Source organism: Streptomyces sp. NPDC049040, assembly GCF_043197715.1.
In the GTDB taxonomy this organism is placed as follows: Bacteria; Actinomycetota; Actinomycetes; order Streptomycetales; family Streptomycetaceae; genus Actinacidiphila.
In genome coordinates this window covers 88,225-105,536 of sequence record NZ_JBICTO010000002.1, presented here as the reverse complement: position 1 = coordinate 105,536, position 17,312 = coordinate 88,225, and the positions used below count along the sequence as shown (strand labels likewise).

Sequence of the window (17,312 nt, the reverse complement as noted above, 5' to 3'; positions counted from 1 at the left end):
TCAGGCCCCGCGGGCGTCCTCGCGCCGCAATTGCGCCGACGGAACCGGACGCGCGTGCGACCCCGTGCGCCCCCTCGTGCACCGCACCACGGGTTAGGTCATGCTTACCGGGTGTTCGCCCCGGGCATGTCGAACACGAGCCACCCGTCAGCGTGCCCCCGCTTCGACGTACCCGAGGACGGTTCCCCCGATGCCACGTCCGACGACCGCGCAACTCGCCTACGGTTCCCTGACCGTTGTCCTGTCCACCCTCGCGACACTGCTGCTGTCCGACGTACGCTCCGGCGCCGCCGTCGTCGCCGTGGCCGCCGGCGGGCTGCTGCTCGGGCTGCTGGTCGCGGTGACCGTCACCATGCCGGCGACCGCCCGCCGCCGCTCCTCGCTCGGCCCCGCGCCACTTCCCCCGGCCGCCGTCCCCGTCCCGCGCTCCCGCGTGGCGAGCGGCGCGGAATCCCGGGTCGGAGAGCGTTCGCTGCGGCGCTGAGCCGCGGATGCGCCCCATCAGACGGCGGTCACGACTACGGTCTTGGCCGCCTTCTCATGCAGCCCCTGTTTGTACGGCTTGTCGATCAGCACCGTGATGCCGATGATCAGGAACCAGAAGCAGCTGCAGCAGAAGGCCGGCAGCCACAGCACCGCCGCACGCGCCGCCGAGGCGTTCTGCGTCGGTACGCTGCCGTCGGAGAGCATCGCCGCCCGCAGGCCCATCAGCTTCTTGCCCACCGTCTGGCCGGTGGACTTCGTCATGTACCACTCGTAGACGAAGCCGAGCACCGCGGTGAAGACGCCGCCGACCGCGGAGCGCCCGGCGGTGAAGTCGTCGCCCTGCACACCGCCGGCCGCCCAGTCCAGCAGCCCGGCCGGCACCAGCACGATGATCACATCGATGATGCGGGCCAGCAGCCGCTTGCCGGACGCGGCCAGCGGGGGCATGCCCTCCAGCGGGTCCCGGCCGCCGCCCGTTCCCCCGCCGTAGCCGTATCCGGAGTCGTAGGGACTCCCCCCGCCCGGTGGCGGGCTCCCGAACGGGTTCCCTGCGGGCGGCTGCTGCGGGGGCGGCTGATCACTGGTCATGCCCCGAGTCAAACCCGGGAACTGACGCTCCGCCCGCTGCCAAGATCCATCCGGGCGACCACCGCCCCGGCGGCCGGGCGGGAGCCGCGACCGGCCTCAGCCGGCTGCCTCAGCCGGCGGCCACGAACGTCCGTGCGGCCTTGTCGTGCCAGCCCTGGCGCCACGGCCGGTCGAACAGGCACCAGGCCACCCCGACCACGCCGACGGCCAGGACGTTGAGCGCCGTACGCGTCAGCCAGCGCCGCAGGCTCGCACCGAAGCCGGGCGGCTGCTGCGCCTCGATGTCGAGGACCTTGAGCCCGACCAGCTTCTTGCCGAGCGTGCGCCCCCACCTGGCGGTCGGCACCACCTCGAGCAGGACCCCGGCCAGCAGTGCCACCAGCAGGATCGCGGCGATCTCCGCGCCGGTCGTGGCGTCCAGCAGCCACACCCTGACCGTCTCCCCGGTCAGCTTGGCCGCGTCCACCTTGTCCTTGGCGTGGTGGTAGGCGGCCGAGCCGAGCGGCACCGCCGCCGCGCCGGTGACGGCGGCGAAGAGCACGGTGTCCACCACACCCGCGGTGAACCGCCGCAGCATCCCGCCCGGCCGGTCCAGGGCGCGGGCGCTGCCGAACGGGTCGGCGGCGACCGGCCGCCAGGGCGTGACGCCCTCCCTGGCCAGCTCGTGCACCTGCTCGGCCCACGGTGCGGGCGTCTGCGCGGGCACCGCCGCTTCGCCGTGCGGTGAGGGCTGGGACCAGGCCGGCGGGTCGGGCGGCGTGGGCTGCGGTGTGACGGTGGGCTGCCGGTACGCCGGCCGCTGCCCTGCCTCCTGCGGGGCTTGCGGCGCCTGCGGGGCCTGGGGCGCCTGGGGCGCCTGGTCGGCCGCGGCCCCCCAGGAGATGGGCGGCAGCCCGCTGCCCGGCGGGCCCTGTGCGGGCACGGGCCAGGCCGGCGGCTGCTGCGCGGCGGGAGCAGGCGGCGGCGGGGCGACCGGCGCCGGTGCGGCCGGGGGATGCGCGACGGGCGCGGGCGGCCGGGCCGGCGCGGGTGCCTCAGGGACGCCCTGTACCGCTGCGGGGGCCGAGGGGTCGGCGTCCAGGAACATCGGGCCCGACTCGTCGAGCGCGGGCGGCGCGGGCACGTGCGGCGCGGCCTCGGGCGCGGGCCTGCTCGTGCCCGGCACCCACGCGGTGCCGTTCCAGTAGCGGATGTAGTTCGGGATCGACGGGTCCGGGTAGTACCCAGGCGCCGGGGACGCGGATGACGAAGAACCGGGGGAGCCAGAAGGAGGTGCGCTCATGGTTCACAGGTTCCGTATCTTCTCGGCCGGGGTGTGCAGCGTCCAGAAATACCAGACCGGCGGACCCGACGGGGCCGCGCCGCCGCACACCACCCTCTCTGACACGTCCTTACCCCCGTACGGCGCCGCGCGCCCCCTGTTCCGGAAATTTGAACCGAATCCCGTGAAGCCGCGTAATGGTGGGAGAGGCACGCGCTCTCTCCAGGTGCAGGCCCCGATCGCGAAACCCGCCAAGAGGGGCCGCCGCGCCAAGGAAAGGACGTCGACTCGATGCAGACCGTGGTGGAACGCGAACTCGAAATGCAGTTGGTGCTGTCGCCCGAGCGCAGCATCCCGGTACCGGCCAGGCTGGCCTACCGCACGGACGACCCGTTCGCCGTGCACGTCACCTTCCATGTGGGCTCCGACACGCCCGTGAACTGGACGTTCGCGCGGGAGTTGATCGTGGAGGGCGTGTTCAGGCCGTGCGGGCACGGCGATGTGCGGATCTGGCCGACGAAGGTCAACGGCCGCAGCGTGCTGTGCATGGCGCTCAGTTCACCGGACGGCGAGGCGCTCCTCGAGGCTCCGTCCTCGCCGGTCGCGTCCTGGCTGGAGCGCACCCTCCGGGTGGTGCCGCCGGGCAGCGAGCACGAGCAGCTGGGCATGGACGACGGGCTGAGCCGCCTGCTCGCCCCCGCCGCCGGGGACGAGCTGTGGCTGCGCGGCCCCTCGCCGGGTCAGGGCCGCCAGGACGACACCCCGGACGCGAGTGCCTAGGCGTCCGCGCGGTCAGAACACCTTGCCCGGGTTCAGCAGCCCGAGCGGATCGAGGACGGCCTTGATACCGCGCTGCAGCTCCAGTGCGGTCGGGCCGAGTTCACGCGCCAACCAGTCCCTCTTCAGCAGCCCCACCCCGTGCTCGCCGGTGATGGTGCCGCCCAGCGCCAGGCCGAGCGCCATGATCTCGTCGAAGGACTCCCTGGCCCGCCGGGACTCGTCGGGGTCGTGCGCGTCGAAGCAGACCACGGGGTGGGTGTTGCCGTCCCCCGCGTGCGCGCACACACCGATCGTGAGGTCGAACCTCGCGGCGACGTCCGCGACGCCCTCCAGCATCTCGGCGAGCCGCCCGCGCGGCACGCAGACGTCGTCGATCATCGTGGCCGTCGAGACCTTCTCCAGCGCAGGCAGCGACAACCGCCTCGCCTGAAGCAGCAGTTCGGACTCCGCTTGGTCCTGGGCGGGCACCACCTCGGTGGCCCCCGCCGCCGTGCACAGCTCGCCGAGCGCGGCCAGGTCGGCCGCCGGGTCCTGCGTGTCGAACGCGGCCAGCAGCAGCGCCTCGGTGGACTCGGGGAGCCCCATGTGCGCCATCGCGTTGACCGCGCGGACGGTGGTGCCGTCCATCAGCTCCAGAAGCGACGGCACATGGCCGCCCTCCATGATCGCGCAGACAGCGGCGCATGCGGCGGCCGCCGAGGGGAATTCGGCGACCAGCGCGAGCTGCTGCGGCGGCGCGGGCTTGAGCGCGACGACCGCCTTCACCACCACGCCGAGGGTGCCCTCGGAGCCCACGAAGAGCCGGGTCAGGTCGTATCCGGCGACCCCCTTGGCGGTACGGCGCCCGGTGGTCAGCAGCCGGCCGTCGGCGAGGACGACCTCGAGGCCGAGGACGTACTCGGCGGTGACCCCGTACTTGACGCAGCACAGGCCGCCGGCCCCGGTGCCGATGTTGCCGCCGATGGTGCACTGCTCCCAACTCGACGGGTCCGGCGGGTAGTACAGCCCCTGCTCGGCGACCGCCCGGGACAGCACCGCGTTGACGACGCCCGGTTCGACCACCGCGATCCGGTCCACCGGGTCGATCTCCAGGATCCGGTCCATCTTCGCCAGCGACAAAACGATGCAGCCGTCCACGGCGTTGGCCCCGCCGGACAGGCCCGTGCGCGCCCCCTGGGGCACCACGGGCACCCGTGCGGCGGTCGCGGTCCGCATGACGTGCTGCACGTCCTCCACGGTCCGCGGCAGCACCACCGCGAGCGGCTCGCCGGCCTCGGAGAAGCTCGCCATGTCGTGTGCGTACGAGGCCATGACCTCCGGGTCGGTCAGCACGGTCCCCGCGGGCAGGCCCGCCGCCAGAGTCTCGATCACGTCACCCATGCCCCCACCCTGGCATTGCGCGGCGCCCTCGCGGAAGGGGTGTCCCCACCGGGGTACGAGGGCGCCGCCGAGGTCAGGGGGGCGCCGAGGTCAGGGGAACAGCCCTCAGAGGTTGCCGCGGCGGGCCTGCTCGCGCTCGATGGCCTCGAAGAGCGCCTTGAAGTTGCCCTTGCCGAAGCCCATCGACCCGTGCCGCTCGATCATCTCGAAGAAGACCGTCGGCCGGTCCTGCACCGGCTTGGTGAAGATCTGCAGCAGGTAGCCGTCCTCGTCCCGGTCGGCCAGGATCTTCAGCCGGCGCAGCTCCTCCAGCGGCACCCTGGTGTCGCCGACCCACTCCCCCAGCGTGTCGTAGTACGAGTCGGGGGTGTCGAGGAACTCCACGCCCGCGGCCCGCATCGCGGTGACCGAGGCGACGATGTCGTCGGTGGCCAGTGCGATGTGCTGGACGCCGGGGCCTCCGTAGAATTCCAGGTACTCGTCGATCTGCGACTTCTTCTTGCCCGCCGCCGGCTCGTTGAGCGGGAATTTGACCTTCAGCGTGCCGTCGGCGACGACCTTCGACATGAGGGCGGAGTATTCGGTGGCGATGTCGTCGCCGACGAATTCCTTCATGTTGGTGAAGCCCATGACCTGGTTGTAGAAGGACACCCACTCGTCCATACGGCCGAGTTCGACATTGCCGACGCAGTGGTCGACGGCCTGGAAGTACTCGCGCTCGGCGGGCGGTTCGACGACCGGCTGCACCGCGTCGTAGCCGGGCAGGTAGGGGCCGTCGTAGCCGGTGCGGTCGACCAGGGTGTGCCGGGTCTGGCCGTAGGTGGCGATCTCGGCGAGCACCACCGTGCCGTGCTCGTCCTTGAGCTCGTAGGGCTCGGCGAGGCCGTGGGCGCCGTGCGAGACGGCGTACTCGTAGGCGGCGCGGGCGTCGGGCACCTCGATGGCGAGGTCGATGACGCCGTCGCCGTGCGCGGCGACGTGGTCGGCGAGGAAGCGGCCGCGCTCGGTGGCCGGCTTGACGACGGATGTGAGGACGAAGCGGGCGCCGCCCGACTCCAGCACGTAGGAGGCGGTCTCGCGGCTGCCGTTCTCAGGACCCGAGTACGCCACCCGGCGCATGCCGAAGGCGGTCGAGTAGTAGTGCGCGGCCTGCTTCGCGTTGCCCACCGCGAAGACCACCGCGTCCATGCCCTTCACCGGGAAGGCGTCCTTGGCTTCCATGGCGTCCTTGGTCTCAGTCATGGCAAAAGCGTCCCGCCGCCGCTCAGGCTGCGCAACAGTTCCGGTTTTCGCTGGACAGACTGTGCAGCACAGGTGACGATCGACGGGTCAATCTGTGCAGGATGACCATGGGGAAGGGGGCGGGATGGGCATAGACGCGCTGGACGGCCGGCTGATCACGCTGCTCGACCGGGAGCCGCGGATAGGGGTCCTGGAGGCGTCACGGCGGCTCGGGGTCGCGCGCGGCACCGTGCAGGCCCGCCTCGACCGCCTGCAGGCGCAGGGGGTGATCCGCGGTTTCGGCCCGCAGGTGGACCCGGCGGCGCTGGGCTACCCGGTGACGGCCTTCGCGACGCTGGAGATCAAGCAGGGGCAGGGCGCGGACGTGCGCAGCCACCTGGTGTCGGTGCCCGAGGTGCTCGAACTGCACACCACGACCGGCGAGGGCGACATGCTCTGCCGGCTCGTGGCCAGGTCGAACGCCGATCTCCAGCGGGTGATCGACAAGGTGGTCGGCTTCGACGGCATCGTGCGCGCGGCGACGGCGATCGTGATGGAGAACCCGGTCCCGCTGCGGATCATCCCGCTGGTGGAGCAGGCCGCAAGGGACAGCTGAGCGGGGATGTGCGGGCGGCGCCTGACGGCCGGGCGGTCAGCAGGCCGGGGTCTTCCTGCCCGCGTCGAGTGCGGCGAGCGCCGACAGGGTGCCGTCCAGGGTGTCGACCGGGATGAGCCGCAGGCCACCGGGCAGCTGGGCCGTGGCGTCCGAGCACTCGGCGCGCGGCACCAGGAAGACGGTGGCGCCGGCCCTGCGGGCGGCCAGCTCCTTGAGCGGCACGCCACCGACCGCGCCGACCTTGCCCGCCGCGTCGATGGTGCCGGTGCCGGCGATGACGCGGCCGCCGGTGAGGTCGCCGCCGTGCCCGTCGCCCGCGACCTTGTCGATGATGCCGAGGGAGAACAGCAGCCCGGCGCTCGGGCCGCCCACGTCCGCGAGCCGCAGCTCGACCGTGACCTTGGAAGGCGAGAGCCCGAGGTGGTTGAGCGCGGCGGCGGTGGCCGCCTCCTGGGAGTCGGTCATCTCCTTGAGGTTGGCCTTCTCGATCTCCTTGACCGAGCCGCCGCTGGGGTAGACGGAGTCGCGCGGCAGCGCCGCCTCGCTGGTGTTGAACCAGGCCTTCGCCACGTCGATGAAGTGCACCGAGGTGTCCGGCGAGGTCGCCGCGATGGTGACCAGGCGCAGCTGCCCGCTGGTGGCCCGCACCGGTGTCCCGCTCACCGTGATGACCTGGGTGCCCGCGTTGGTGCCCAGCACGTCCGCGGTCAGCCCCGGCTCGACGATGGACACCGGCAGGGGTGCGAAGGCGGCCACGGCCACGAGTGCGGCCACGACCGCCGCGCACACGGCGAGGGTCAGGGACCGGCGGGAGAGCGTAGGCATGCGCCCGACCTTATTTCACCGCCGACCCTGCCAGAAAACCGCGGGTTCCCTCACCCGGTCAGCGCAGTGCGTCCGACACCTCGGTCGCCGCCTCGACCACCCGCGGCCCGACCCGCTCGGGCACGGCCTCGGAGAGCATCACCACACCGACGCTGCCCTCCACGCCCGGCACCCCGAGCAGCGGGGCGGCGGCGCCGCTCGCGCCGGCCTCGAGCTCGCCGTGGGTCAGGACGTAGCGGACCTGGTCGGTGGCCAGGCTGGTGGCGACCGAGGCGGTGCCGATCCGCACCATGGCGCCCCCGTCGTCGTCCAGCGGGTCCTGGCCGCCCTCGCGGTCGTCCTGGGCGTCGTGGCCCTCATGGGCGTCCACGAAGCGCTCCCAGCGGCTCCCGTCCGGTGTCGGCTGCATGCCGCGGCCGGCCAGGATGGCCCGGCCCGCCGCGCCCCGGTCCAGCGGGTGGCGGAAGCCGGTGCGGTAGGCGACGTGGTAGTCGGTCCAGGTCGGTTCGACCACGGCGACGGCAAGCGCCTCGCTGCCGTCGACCAGGGTGAGATGGGCGGTGGCCCCGATGTCCTCGGCGAGGGAGCGAAGCGCCGGCAGTGCCGCCTCGCGCAGCAACGGGTGCACCTGGTGGGCGAGTCCGAGCACTCCGAGCCCGACCCTGGCGCGACCGCCGAGGTCGCGGCGGACCAGCGAGTGCTGTTCCAGGGTGGCCAGCAGCCGGTAGACCACCGTCCGGTTCACCCCGAGTTTGGCCGCCAACTCGGTCACGGTCAGGCCGTGATCGGTGTCGGCGAGCAGCTTCAGGACCCGTAGGCCCCGGTCCAGTGTCTGAGACGTCTCCGCGGTCACGACGCCCCCTCCTCATAGAATCGGCGGCGCTTGTCACGGAGACGACGCACCACCGGTCCCGCGGCAGTGCGCGGAGAGGCCGCCGGTTGTCGGCTTACCGGCTGCGCTCCGCGGCGGCTCTGCCACGGCGCGTGCGTGATCGGCACGGTAGCGAGGTTGTACCGCTCAGCGGAAGAGGCCGTCCACAATCCGGGCAGTCCGGTGACGCCTCGTCGCATGTCATATCCGTGTAACACCGCGGAAATCATCGCATTCGGGTGGCCCATTCCTGCACCTTCTTGATCCGTTCACCGAGCTGCCCCGCGGTCGCCTCGGCACTGGGCGGTCCGCCGCAGGTCCGGCGAAGCTCGGTGTGGATCACGCCGTGCGGCTTGCCGCTCTGATGGTTGTACGCGGCCACGAGGGTGTTCAACTGCTTTCTCAGCTCCAGCAGCTGCCGGTGCGAGACCACCGGGCGCCGCTCGGCGGGGAGTTCCAGCAGGTCGGCCTCTTCGTCCGGCTTCTTGCGGCTGTGGGCGATCTGCCGGGCCTGCCGCCTTTGCAGCAGTATCTGCACCTGGTCCGGCTCCAACAGGCCCGGGATGCCGAGGTAGTCCTGCTCCTCCTCGCTGCCCGGGTGCGCCTGCATGCCGAACTCGGCACCGTCGTAGAGGACCCGGTCGAAGACGGCGTCGGACTCCAAAGCTTCGAAGGGCAGTTGGTCGTCCTCGGTGTCCTCGTCCTCGGCCTTTTCCGCGTCGGCGAGGAGCTTGTCCTCCTCGGCGAACGGGTCGTCCTCGCCGGCCTTCTTCGGCTTGTCGAGCACGTGGTCGCGCTCGACCTCCATCTCGTTGGCGAACTCCAGCAGCATCGGGATGGTCGGCACGAAGACCGACGCGGTCTCGCCGCGCCGCCGCGACCGTACGAAACGGCCCACCGCCTGCGCGAAGAACAGCGGCGTCGAGATCGTCGTCGCGTACACCCCCACCGCGAGCCGCGGCACGTCCACGCCCTCCGACACCATCCGCACCGCGACCATCCAGCGGTCGTCGGACGCGCTGAACTCCTCGATGCGCTTGGACGCGCCCGTGTCGTCGGAGAGCACCACGGTCGGCTTGTGCCCGGTCAGCTCCCGCAGCAGCTTGGCGTACGCGCGGGCCGAGTCCTGGTCGGTGGCGATCACCAGGCCGCCCGCGTCCGGGATGCCCTTGCGGACCTCGGTCAGCCGCTGGTCGGCCGACTTGAGCACGTTGGGGATCCAGTCGCCGGTCGGCGCGAGCGCGGTGCGCCAGGCCTGCCCCGTGGCGTCCTTGGTCATCGGCTCGCCGAGCCGCGCGGCGATCTCGTCGCCCGCCTTGGTGCGCCAGCGCATGTTGCCGCTGTAGGACAGGAAGATCACCGGGCGGACGACGCCGTCGGCGAGCGCGTTGCCGTAGCCGTAGGTGTAGTCGGCCGAGCTGCGCCGGATGCCGTCGTTGCCCTCCTCGTACGCCACGAACGGGATCGGGTTCGTGTCCGACCTGAAGGGTGTGCCGGTCAGCGCGAGCCGCCTGGTCGCCGGGTCGAACGCCTCAAGGCACGCCTCGCCCCACGACTTGCTGTCGCCCGCGTGGTGGATCTCGTCCAGGATCACCAGCGTCTTGCGCTGCTCGCACCGGTTGCGGTGCAGCATCGGCCGCACCCCGACACCCGCGTACGTCACTGCGACGCCGTGGTACTCGCGCCCCACAGGACCCGCGCTGTACTGCGGGTCGAGCTTGATGCCTATCCGGGCCGCCGCGTCCGCCCACTGCGTCTTGAGGTGCTCCGTCGGTGCCACCACGGTGATCTGCTGGACCATGTGGTTGTGCAGCAGGTAGGACGCGAGCGACAGCGCGAAGGTGGTCTTGCCCGCGCCGGGGGTCGCCACCGCGAGGAAGTCGCGCGGCTGGCGCGCGACATAGGCGTCGATGGCCCCCTGCTGCCAGGCCCGCAGCTTGTTCGCCGTACCCCAGGGCGCGCGGCCGGGGAAGGCGGGAGACAGGTGGTGGGGGTGCGAGGCGGTGGTAGTCACGGTCTCCGGCGAGGGTAGGGCGGCGGCCGCCCCCGGTCCCGGTGTGCGGCCCGTACGAAAACCGCCTCAGCCTACCGGCCTGCGGCCCGCGCCCGGCCGCCCGACGCCGCCCCCTCGGGGGGTGCGACCCATCTCACACCCGGGCGCCGCCGCGGACGCGGATCACGGCCTGACGCCCCGGGCATCACGGCTCCCGGGAGGGCGCCGCCTCGCGGAGAGGTGTCCCGGCGGGCGGTGGCGTGGCGGCCGCCGTCAGGGGGCGACGCGGGGGGCGACGAGGGCCGAGGCGAAGGCGATGGCCGCGACCGGGACGAAGACGGCGGCGAAGGCCGCGGGGTGGGCGGTGACCGCGGCGGCGGTCGCGGAGGGCGCCAGGGAGCCGCCCCCGAGGGCGGCGAAGACCGTACCTGCGGCGGCGACCAGCACCACGTTGGCGAGGGCGTCGCTGACCTGGAGCGCCGCCGAGTTGGTGCCCGCGTCCTGCGGCCGCGAGATCCGCATCATCAGCACCGTCAGCGTGGAGATCCCCAGCCCCATCCCGAGGCCCGCCAGGCACCAGGCGGCGGCCACGATCCACACCGGCACGGCATGGTCGAGCGACAGCGGCACCACCGCGATGGCGGCGGCCGACAGCACCATCCCGATCTGCAGCAGCCGCTCGCGCGCCGGCTCGAAACGCGGCCTCGCCTGGAGGTACGAGCCCAGCGCCCAGGTCAGGCCGCCGCCGGCGAGCGACAGGCCCGCCATCGTCGCGGACAGGCCGCGCTGGGTGACCAGCATCAGCGGGATGAAGGTCTCCGCGGCGGCGAAGGTGCCGGCCGCGAAGCCGCGCATCAGCACCACCGTGGGCAGCCCCCGCGCCGCACGGAAGGTGCCCGGCGGCAGCAGCCGGCGCGCGGCGGGTACGAGCAGCGCGGCCCCGGCGAGCGCGGGCAGCACGGACACCGGACGCAGGTCCTGGCCCGCGTACTGGAGCAGCACCGCGCCGGCGGAGAGCGCCACCGCGAGCCATATCCGCCGCCCGTCCATCCCCGGCCGCGGCCCCGCCTCCGCCGCCGGGTCCGCCACCGTACGCCGCAGCGCGGGCAGCATCACCGCCAGCGGCAGCACCACGAGCACCGGGATGGCCAGGAAGACCCAGCGCCAGCCCAGTTGCTCGGTCACCGTCCCCGACACCAGCGGCCCGACGATCGAGGGCACCACCCACGACGCGGCGAACGACGCCATCACCGAGGGCCGCAGCCGTTCCGGATACGCCAGCCCCACCACCACGTACAGAGCGACGATCACCATCCCGCCGCCGACGCCCTGCACGGCCCGTCCCAGGACGAAGGTCCACATGGTGCCGGCCGTCCCGCTCACCACCAGCCCGGCCGCGAAGGCGGCGATGCCCGCGGTCAGCGGCGCCAGCGGCCCGCTGCGGTCGCACCACTGGCCGCTGACGACCATCGCGAGCAGCGAGGTGGTGAAGTAGCCGGAGAAGCCGAACGCGTACAGCCCGAGACCGTGCAGATCGCGTGCCGCGATGGGCATCGCCGTGCTGACGGCGGTGGCCTCGAACGCCACCAGCAGCACCACGGAGACCACCCCGAGGGTCAGCGCCCGGTACTCCCGGCCCATGATGCCGCCGGTCCCCTCCTCGGGTATCAGGTGCTCGGCGGCTCGTCCCTCTGCAACAGTCACCGACTCAGCGTAAGGGGCAAAATGGCATTTCACCCCTGCCGTGAGACGGTACCCGCCTCCGCCTTCCGTCCTAGGCAGTCCGGCCCGGGGTCCTTTGTGAACGGCGTATGGCGGTCGTATGGCACCGCCGTCCGCACCATTGACCGGGACCGCTCGGACCCGCCATCGTCGAACCAGACCGCACGACACGGCCGTGTGCCCGAGTGGTCAGGGACTCGTCTGCAAAGCGAGCTACACCGGTTCGATCCCGGTCACGGCCTCCACTTCCGGCTTTCCGCAGGTCCGCGGCGTCGGACCGCTGGACAGTGCCGCGACGGCTGCCCTACCGTACGGCGGCAGCCCATGGCGGGCGCCACAGCGTCCGATGAGGAAAATCCCTTGCCCACGAGGATCCCCCTGCCATCCGAGTTCCACCGCGACGCCGGGCGGCTCGCCGTGATCACCGTGGTGCTGCTGTGCTGCGCGTTCGCCGGCGAGGTCGCCGACATCCTGATCAACCTGCACATCGCGTCGGTGGCCGACGGGCTGGTCCACCAGCCCTCGACGGTGACCACGGAGCAGATCCACCAACTGGAACAGCTCCGGGATTTCGACCGCCTGCTGATGCCCGCACTGATGCTGGCCGCGGCGATCCCGTTCCTCATCTGGTTCCGGCGCACCAGGGAGAACGCCGAGTCCTTCGGACCCGGCGCGATCAAGAGCGACCCGGGGTGGGCCGTGGGCTGCTGGTTCGTTCCCGTCGTCTTCCTGTGGGCGCCGCTTCGGGTGGTGCACGACATCCGCCGGGCCAGCGCCCTGCCCGGCGGCCGGGACGTGCTCACCGCCCGCCTGGTGAACACCTGGTGGACGCTGTGGCTGGCCACGACGATGGGCGCCCCCCTTCTCGGGGTGGTCCTGGACGGGATCTACCTGGACCGGGCGTCGGACACGGCCGACGTCGGCGCGGTCAGCATTGAGGCGAGGGCGGTCGCGAACATCGTGGCCGGCGGCTTCGGCACGCTCGCGGCCGCCGCGGCCGTCCTGGTCGTCCGCGCCCTGACCGCACAGCAGCGGCTGCGGGCCGCCCGGCAGGCGCCGCAGGCCCGTCCCGAGCCGGCGGTGGGGACCGCGGCGGAGAGCGTGTAGCGCGGCAGGGCGGTACGCGGGCACTCCACAGCGGTTCTTTACCCGTCTCTTTACCCGTATCCAGGATCCGGAGCGGCCGGTTCTGCGTCTACCGTCGTGTCGGCCCGTGCCGACGGGCGACGTGTGCTGACGGGGGCGTACGGTGAACGATTTCGCTGGGGTGGATCCGCACCAGGTGCGGCTGCTGGCCGACAGGTTGAAGGACCTGGCCGACGCGTTGCAGCGCGAGGCGCCGAACATCAGGAAGAACTTCGACGAGTGGCACGGCACGATCAACCAGTCGCTGCTCTTCCAGCAGGTCGCCCAGGTGCGCACCGACGCCGGTGACATGGCCAAGCGCGCGGACCTGGCGCTTGAGCTGGCGCATCTGCCGCGCTTCTCCAGCCCGAACGACCCGCACGCGTCCTGGAGCAACATCCCCTGGGACGTCACGAAGATCAACACGTCCCAGGAGGCCATGCGGGAGGCCATGGAGCTGAAGCAGGCCATGGACAACCCGAAGGACCCCGACTCGCGGGCCACCATCCAGGAGGTCTCGCAGTCGCTCGCGGACCACAAGGACGACCCGGCCTACCTGCAGGCGTTCATGGCGAACGGCGGGATGGACCAGGCCGCCCGCGCGGCCGCCATCCTGCACCAGCAGAGCGGCACGCACGACGGCGTGGTCCTGGACAAGCAGTCCGAGGCGATACTCGCGCAGTTCGCCCAGGGCGTGCAGGCCGCCACCACCATGGCCGCGCAGGGCAGGATCACCCTGCCGCAGGACTGGGAGAAGAAGCTCACGCAGCCCGCCGGCGGCGACATGTGGTCGGTCGGGATGCTGTTCAAGTACGGTCCGCCCGGCGACCAGTGGGACTCCCACCTGCTCTCGGACGTCGGCGGCGCCATGCTGGACTGGCGCCAGACCCACGAGATGCGGCCCGACTTCTCCAAGGGGGACCTCCCCTACACGGGCAGCTACGTCGGCGACCGCGACGCCTGGTACACCTCGCTCGGCCTGAAGGTCGACTTCCGCGACAGCGGCGGCCTCCACCCCGCGGAGATCCAGGCCATCGACGCCAACGACCCGTCGATCATCCTGATGCAGCGCGTCAGCGAGAACGCGGACGCCTCCCGCCTGCTGCTCACCGGGCCCAAGGGCGCCGACCACGCCGCCGCGCTGGTCAGCGACAAGTGGCACACGCCGGGCAGCGACTTCGACGACGCCAAGTTCCCCGCGGCGGTCATCAGGGCGGCCACGCTGGACCGGCAGGGCCACCCGAAGGAGTCGGCCGCGGCGGCGGCGAACCTCATCAACGCCGGCGCCGCCGAATACGGCAAGGAGAAGGGCAAGAGCGACTACCAGCTGTCGCAGTACCCGGTGAGCAAGGACATCACCCAGGCGCTGTCCACGGTCTTCCAGGCGTACGTGCCGGACTTCGCCAACTCCACCGGCACGGCGAACCAGCCCGCCGCCCCGTCCGAGAACAAGCCGGGAACGCTGTTCGTCGACCGGCAGCACACCGAGGACTTCCTCGACATGATCATGCAGAACCACGACGAGGCCGGCAACGTCATCCAGTCCATCAACGCCCAGGTCAGCCTGACCGCGAGGGCCGGGCTCGACGACAAGCAGGCCAGCGCGTACCTGAACAACCTGGCGCAGCTGCGCGGCGAGGTGGCGCACGCAGGACAGCAGGTCCACCTGGACGCGGCGGCGCTCACCGACGCCGAGCACAGCAAGCAGCTGCTGTGGTTCAACATCCTGGCCAGCGGCGCCGCCGCCGTCCCCAACCCGTTCACCACGCCGGAACTCGCGCTCACCCAGGGGTCGATCCAGGCCGCCATCTGGGCCGGCATCCCGTACGTCGACACGAAGTTCTCCACGAACAACGTGGCCACCGAGCAGGCCAAGACGCGGTCCCTGATGTACGACGAGGACGCGTCCATGCAGGTGCCGCTCATGCAGGGGCTGGTGCAGTCCGGCCGGATCAAGCCGCCGCCGGGCCATCCGGAGTGGGCCAACGGGCCCATCGTGATCAAGACCGATGCCGACAGGACCGCGTTCAACGACTGGTGGAACTCCACTCGCGGCCTGGACGACTCCAAGCTCGACACGTTCAGCGACGGCATGTCGGACAGCTTCAAACGCGGCTCCGAGTAAGCCGCCCGGGCGCCGGCGGGGCTCGCCCGCGCCCGGCACACCACACCGCGGGACACCGCACCGAGAAGAGGGACCGGATGCCGCACTGGACTTCCCGCGGGCGGGGGCGCGCCCTGACGGCCGTGCTCGCCCTCGCCGCCGTGACGAGCGCCGCCGGCTGCTCGGGAGGCGGCGGCGGATGGAAGGCGCCGGCCAAGGGGCAGGCGGCCGTGCTGCTCGGGACGTCGGCGCAGGACGGCACGTCAGGCGCGGCCTCGCTCGGCTTCGCCGGCAGCATCGACGGCCTCGCCTTCGGTCCCGGCGGCGAGGTCTACGGGCTGGACGCCGACCTGGTCAGGATCGACGCCGACCGTAGGGCGCACATCGTGCTGGACGACCAGGCCAAGGGCGCCCACGGCCTGGTCGCCCGGCCCGACGGCTCCTTCCTCACCGGCCGCGGGGCCACCGTGAGCCTCCTGCGGGCCGACGGCACGGACACGGTGCTGGCCGGCGGCGCCGGCCCCGGGCGCGTCCCGGACGCGCCCGTGCCCGCCACCGCGGGCGCCACCGCCTTCCGCTTCGGCAACACCGGGGCCACCCCGTTCGGCGTCCGGCAGGACGGCTCGGTGCTGCTCGCCGACGGCGACGTCGTCTGGTCACTCAAGGACAGCACGCTCACCCGCGTCTACCAGGCCCCCGGCACCGCGGCCAAGGGCAGGCACCCGGCCGTCATGCCCGGCAGCGCGGTGGACGGCACCGGCACCGCCTGGGTCGCCGCCGGCTCGCTCGACGACGAGGAGAAGGTCGGCGACATCGTGACGATCGCCCCCGGCGGGAAGGCCGCGGAACCGGCACTGCCGGCGAAGGCGACCGGCGCTACGGAGGACCTGGCCTCGCTGCGCCTGCTGTGGCTGGCCGCCGACGGCGCGAACGGCGTCTACGCCCACGCCACCAGCGCGGCGAACGACTACGTCCTCCATCTGCGCCCGGGCAGCGCGCAGGTGGTCGCCAGGCACCGGGTCAGCGCGAAGGACCCGCGCACGTGCGACCTGCCGCACCCGGTGGACGCCACCCGGCTGCCCTGCAAGCTGCCCTACGCGCTCGCCTACCACGACGACCGGCTGGTGCTGGCCGGCCAGGCCACCTTCGTACTCACCATCGCCGTCGCCTGACGTCGCCCGACCACGGGGAGGAACACCATGGGCATACCCGACGAGGACAAGCTCGGCTACATCTGCCGCCAGGACATGAACAGCGTCGAGACATCCGTCTCCGCCATCAACACCGCCATCGCCGCCGTCGACAAGCTCATCAACTCCAACACCTGGGTCGGCTCGGCGGCTGACGCCTGGGGCAACGACTTCCACGGGCGGATGGGGGCGCTCGGCCGGCTGTTCGGCTCCTACAAGGCCGAGGAGGACCGGCTGGTCGCCAAGGCGCAGAAGGACCAGTCCGACATGGACCGCAAGCGGATGGGCGTCTGACTGGCCCACGGTTTGCGGTGCCGAGTGGTACATCCCGGCGGCCCTGCCCGGCCGTAGGGTCTGGCGTATGACGCAGCCAACGAAGGAACGGCAGACGCCCGGGACGAGCGCGGCGGAGGTGCTGCGGGCCCTCCACCACGGGCGGGCGGCCGGCGACCCGCTCGTGCTGCCCGGGCCGTGGGACGCGGCCAGCGCGCGGGTGTTCGCCGACGCGGGCTTCCCCGCGCTGGCCACACCGAGCGCCGGCATCTCCGCGTCGCTCGGGTACCAGGACGGCGAGGGCACGCCCCCTGACGAGATGTTCGCCGCGATCCGCCGCATCACCCGGGCCGTGGACGTCCCCGTCACCGCCGACATCGAGGCCGGATACGGCCTGCCGGCGGCCGAGTTGGTGGAGCGGCTGCTGGAGGCCGGCGCCGCGGGATGCAACCTGGAGGACTCCGACCCGGCCCGCGCCGCCCTGGTCGACCCCGAGCGCCACGCGGAGCGGCTCGCCGCGGTCCGCGCGGCCGCAGGGGACGCGCTGGTGGTCAACGCCCGCATCGACACCTACCTGCGGGGGGAGCGGACGCCCGCCGCCGCGGTGCGGCGCGGCCTGCTGTACGCGGCCGCGGGAGCCGACTGCGTCTACCCGATCCTCGCCCCGGCGACGCACCTCGCGGCCATCGCCGAGGGCGTCGGCATCCCGGTGAACGCCCTCTGCAAGCCGGGCACCCCCTCGCCCCGCGAACTCGGCGTCCTCGGCGCCACCCGCGTCACCTTCGGCGGCGGCCTCCAGGCCGAGGCGCTGGAGACCGTCAGGGCCATGGCGGCCGGCCTCGCCCCCTGACCGGCGGCCCGGGGCCGCACCGGGGGC

Annotated in this window: 16 protein-coding genes and 1 tRNA gene; 9 read left to right on the top strand and 8 right to left on the bottom strand. The window is 72.5% G+C overall.

Annotation, left to right across the window (positions count from 1 at the left end; translation table 11 throughout):
* The first annotated feature begins 190 nt into the window (after window positions 1-190).
* Window positions 191-484, top strand: coding sequence for a hypothetical protein (locus tag ACGFMP_RS05370; RefSeq protein WP_393670431.1), 294 nt, complete (start codon window positions 191-193; stop codon window positions 482-484).
* A gap of 17 nt (window positions 485-501) precedes the next feature.
* On the opposite strand, the gene ACGFMP_RS05365 is transcribed toward ACGFMP_RS05370, so the two are convergent.
* Both ACGFMP_RS05365 and ACGFMP_RS05360 read right to left on the bottom strand, forming a co-directional pair.
* On the bottom strand, window positions 502-1,074 hold the full coding sequence (locus tag ACGFMP_RS05365; RefSeq protein ID WP_393670430.1) for an RDD family protein: 573 nt from the start codon (window positions 1,072-1,074) through the stop codon (window positions 502-504).
* 109 nt (window positions 1,075-1,183) lie between these two features.
* Complete coding sequence (locus tag ACGFMP_RS05360; protein WP_393670429.1) at window positions 1,184-2,356, bottom strand: RDD family protein; 1,173 nt, start codon at window positions 2,354-2,356, stop codon at window positions 1,184-1,186.
* Window positions 2,357-2,626: 270 nt separating this feature from the next.
* On the opposite strand from ACGFMP_RS05360, the gene ACGFMP_RS05355 reads away from it, so the two are divergent.
* On the top strand, window positions 2,627-3,115 hold the full coding sequence (locus tag ACGFMP_RS05355) for an SsgA family sporulation/cell division regulator (protein ID WP_393670428.1): 489 nt from the start codon (window positions 2,627-2,629) through the stop codon (window positions 3,113-3,115).
* Window positions 3,116-3,127: 12 nt separating this feature from the next.
* On the opposite strand, the gene ACGFMP_RS05350 is transcribed toward ACGFMP_RS05355, so the two are convergent.
* Entirely contained in the window at window positions 3,128-4,495 is a 1,368-nt protein-coding gene (locus ACGFMP_RS05350) for an FAD-binding oxidoreductase (protein WP_393670427.1), read from the bottom strand.
* 105 nt (window positions 4,496-4,600) lie between these two features.
* Window positions 4,601-5,737, bottom strand: a complete 1,137-nt coding sequence (gene hppD / locus ACGFMP_RS05345; RefSeq protein ID WP_393670425.1) for a 4-hydroxyphenylpyruvate dioxygenase — start codon at window positions 5,735-5,737, stop codon at window positions 4,601-4,603.
* Window positions 5,738-5,861: 124 nt separating this feature from the next.
* On the opposite strand from hppD, the gene ACGFMP_RS05340 reads away from it, so the two are divergent.
* The gene (locus tag ACGFMP_RS05340) at window positions 5,862-6,332 is read left to right on the top strand and encodes an Lrp/AsnC family transcriptional regulator (protein ID WP_393670423.1); all 471 of its coding nucleotides are present in this window, start codon (window positions 5,862-5,864) and stop codon (window positions 6,330-6,332) included.
* 36 nt (window positions 6,333-6,368) lie between these two features.
* Here the strand turns inward: ACGFMP_RS05340 and ACGFMP_RS05335 are convergent, their stop codons facing one another.
* The 4 genes from ACGFMP_RS05335 to ACGFMP_RS05320 form a co-directional block, all read right to left on the bottom strand.
* Window positions 6,369-7,157, bottom strand: a complete 789-nt coding sequence (locus ACGFMP_RS05335; RefSeq protein WP_393670422.1) for a S16 family serine protease — start codon at window positions 7,155-7,157, stop codon at window positions 6,369-6,371.
* Between the two features lie 58 nt (window positions 7,158-7,215).
* The gene (locus ACGFMP_RS05330) at window positions 7,216-8,010 is read right to left on the bottom strand and encodes an IclR family transcriptional regulator (RefSeq protein ID WP_393670421.1); all 795 of its coding nucleotides are present in this window, start codon (window positions 8,008-8,010) and stop codon (window positions 7,216-7,218) included.
* A 244-nt stretch (window positions 8,011-8,254) separates the two neighbouring features.
* A complete protein-coding gene (locus tag ACGFMP_RS05325) occupies window positions 8,255-10,042 on the bottom strand; it encodes a DEAD/DEAH box helicase (protein WP_393670419.1) in 1,788 nt (595 codons plus the stop codon).
* Window positions 10,043-10,294: 252 nt separating this feature from the next.
* Window positions 10,295-11,725, bottom strand: a complete 1,431-nt coding sequence (locus ACGFMP_RS05320; protein ID WP_393670418.1) for an MFS transporter — start codon at window positions 11,723-11,725, stop codon at window positions 10,295-10,297.
* Window positions 11,726-11,914: 189 nt separating this feature from the next.
* Between ACGFMP_RS05320 and ACGFMP_RS05315 the strand changes: the two genes are divergently transcribed.
* From ACGFMP_RS05315 to ACGFMP_RS05290, 6 genes are all read left to right on the top strand, one after another.
* Window positions 11,915-11,988: transfer RNA gene (locus tag ACGFMP_RS05315), tRNA-Cys, on the top strand.
* Window positions 11,989-12,103: 115 nt separating this feature from the next.
* A complete protein-coding gene (locus ACGFMP_RS05310) occupies window positions 12,104-12,850 on the top strand; it encodes a DUF4328 domain-containing protein (RefSeq protein WP_393670417.1) in 747 nt (248 codons plus the stop codon).
* Between the two features lie 142 nt (window positions 12,851-12,992).
* A complete protein-coding gene (locus ACGFMP_RS05305) occupies window positions 12,993-14,993 on the top strand; it encodes a hypothetical protein (protein WP_393670416.1) in 2,001 nt (666 codons plus the stop codon).
* Window positions 14,994-15,070: 77 nt separating this feature from the next.
* Window positions 15,071-16,144 (top strand): hypothetical protein, encoded by a 1,074-nt coding sequence (locus tag ACGFMP_RS05300; RefSeq protein WP_393670415.1) that lies wholly within the window; start codon window positions 15,071-15,073, stop codon window positions 16,142-16,144.
* Window positions 16,145-16,171: 27 nt separating this feature from the next.
* The gene (locus ACGFMP_RS05295) at window positions 16,172-16,456 is read left to right on the top strand and encodes a hypothetical protein (RefSeq protein WP_393670414.1); all 285 of its coding nucleotides are present in this window, start codon (window positions 16,172-16,174) and stop codon (window positions 16,454-16,456) included.
* A 67-nt stretch (window positions 16,457-16,523) separates the two neighbouring features.
* Window positions 16,524-17,285, top strand: coding sequence for an isocitrate lyase/phosphoenolpyruvate mutase family protein (locus tag ACGFMP_RS05290; RefSeq protein WP_393670413.1), 762 nt, complete (start codon window positions 16,524-16,526; stop codon window positions 17,283-17,285).
* Window positions 17,286-17,312 lie beyond the last annotated feature (27 nt).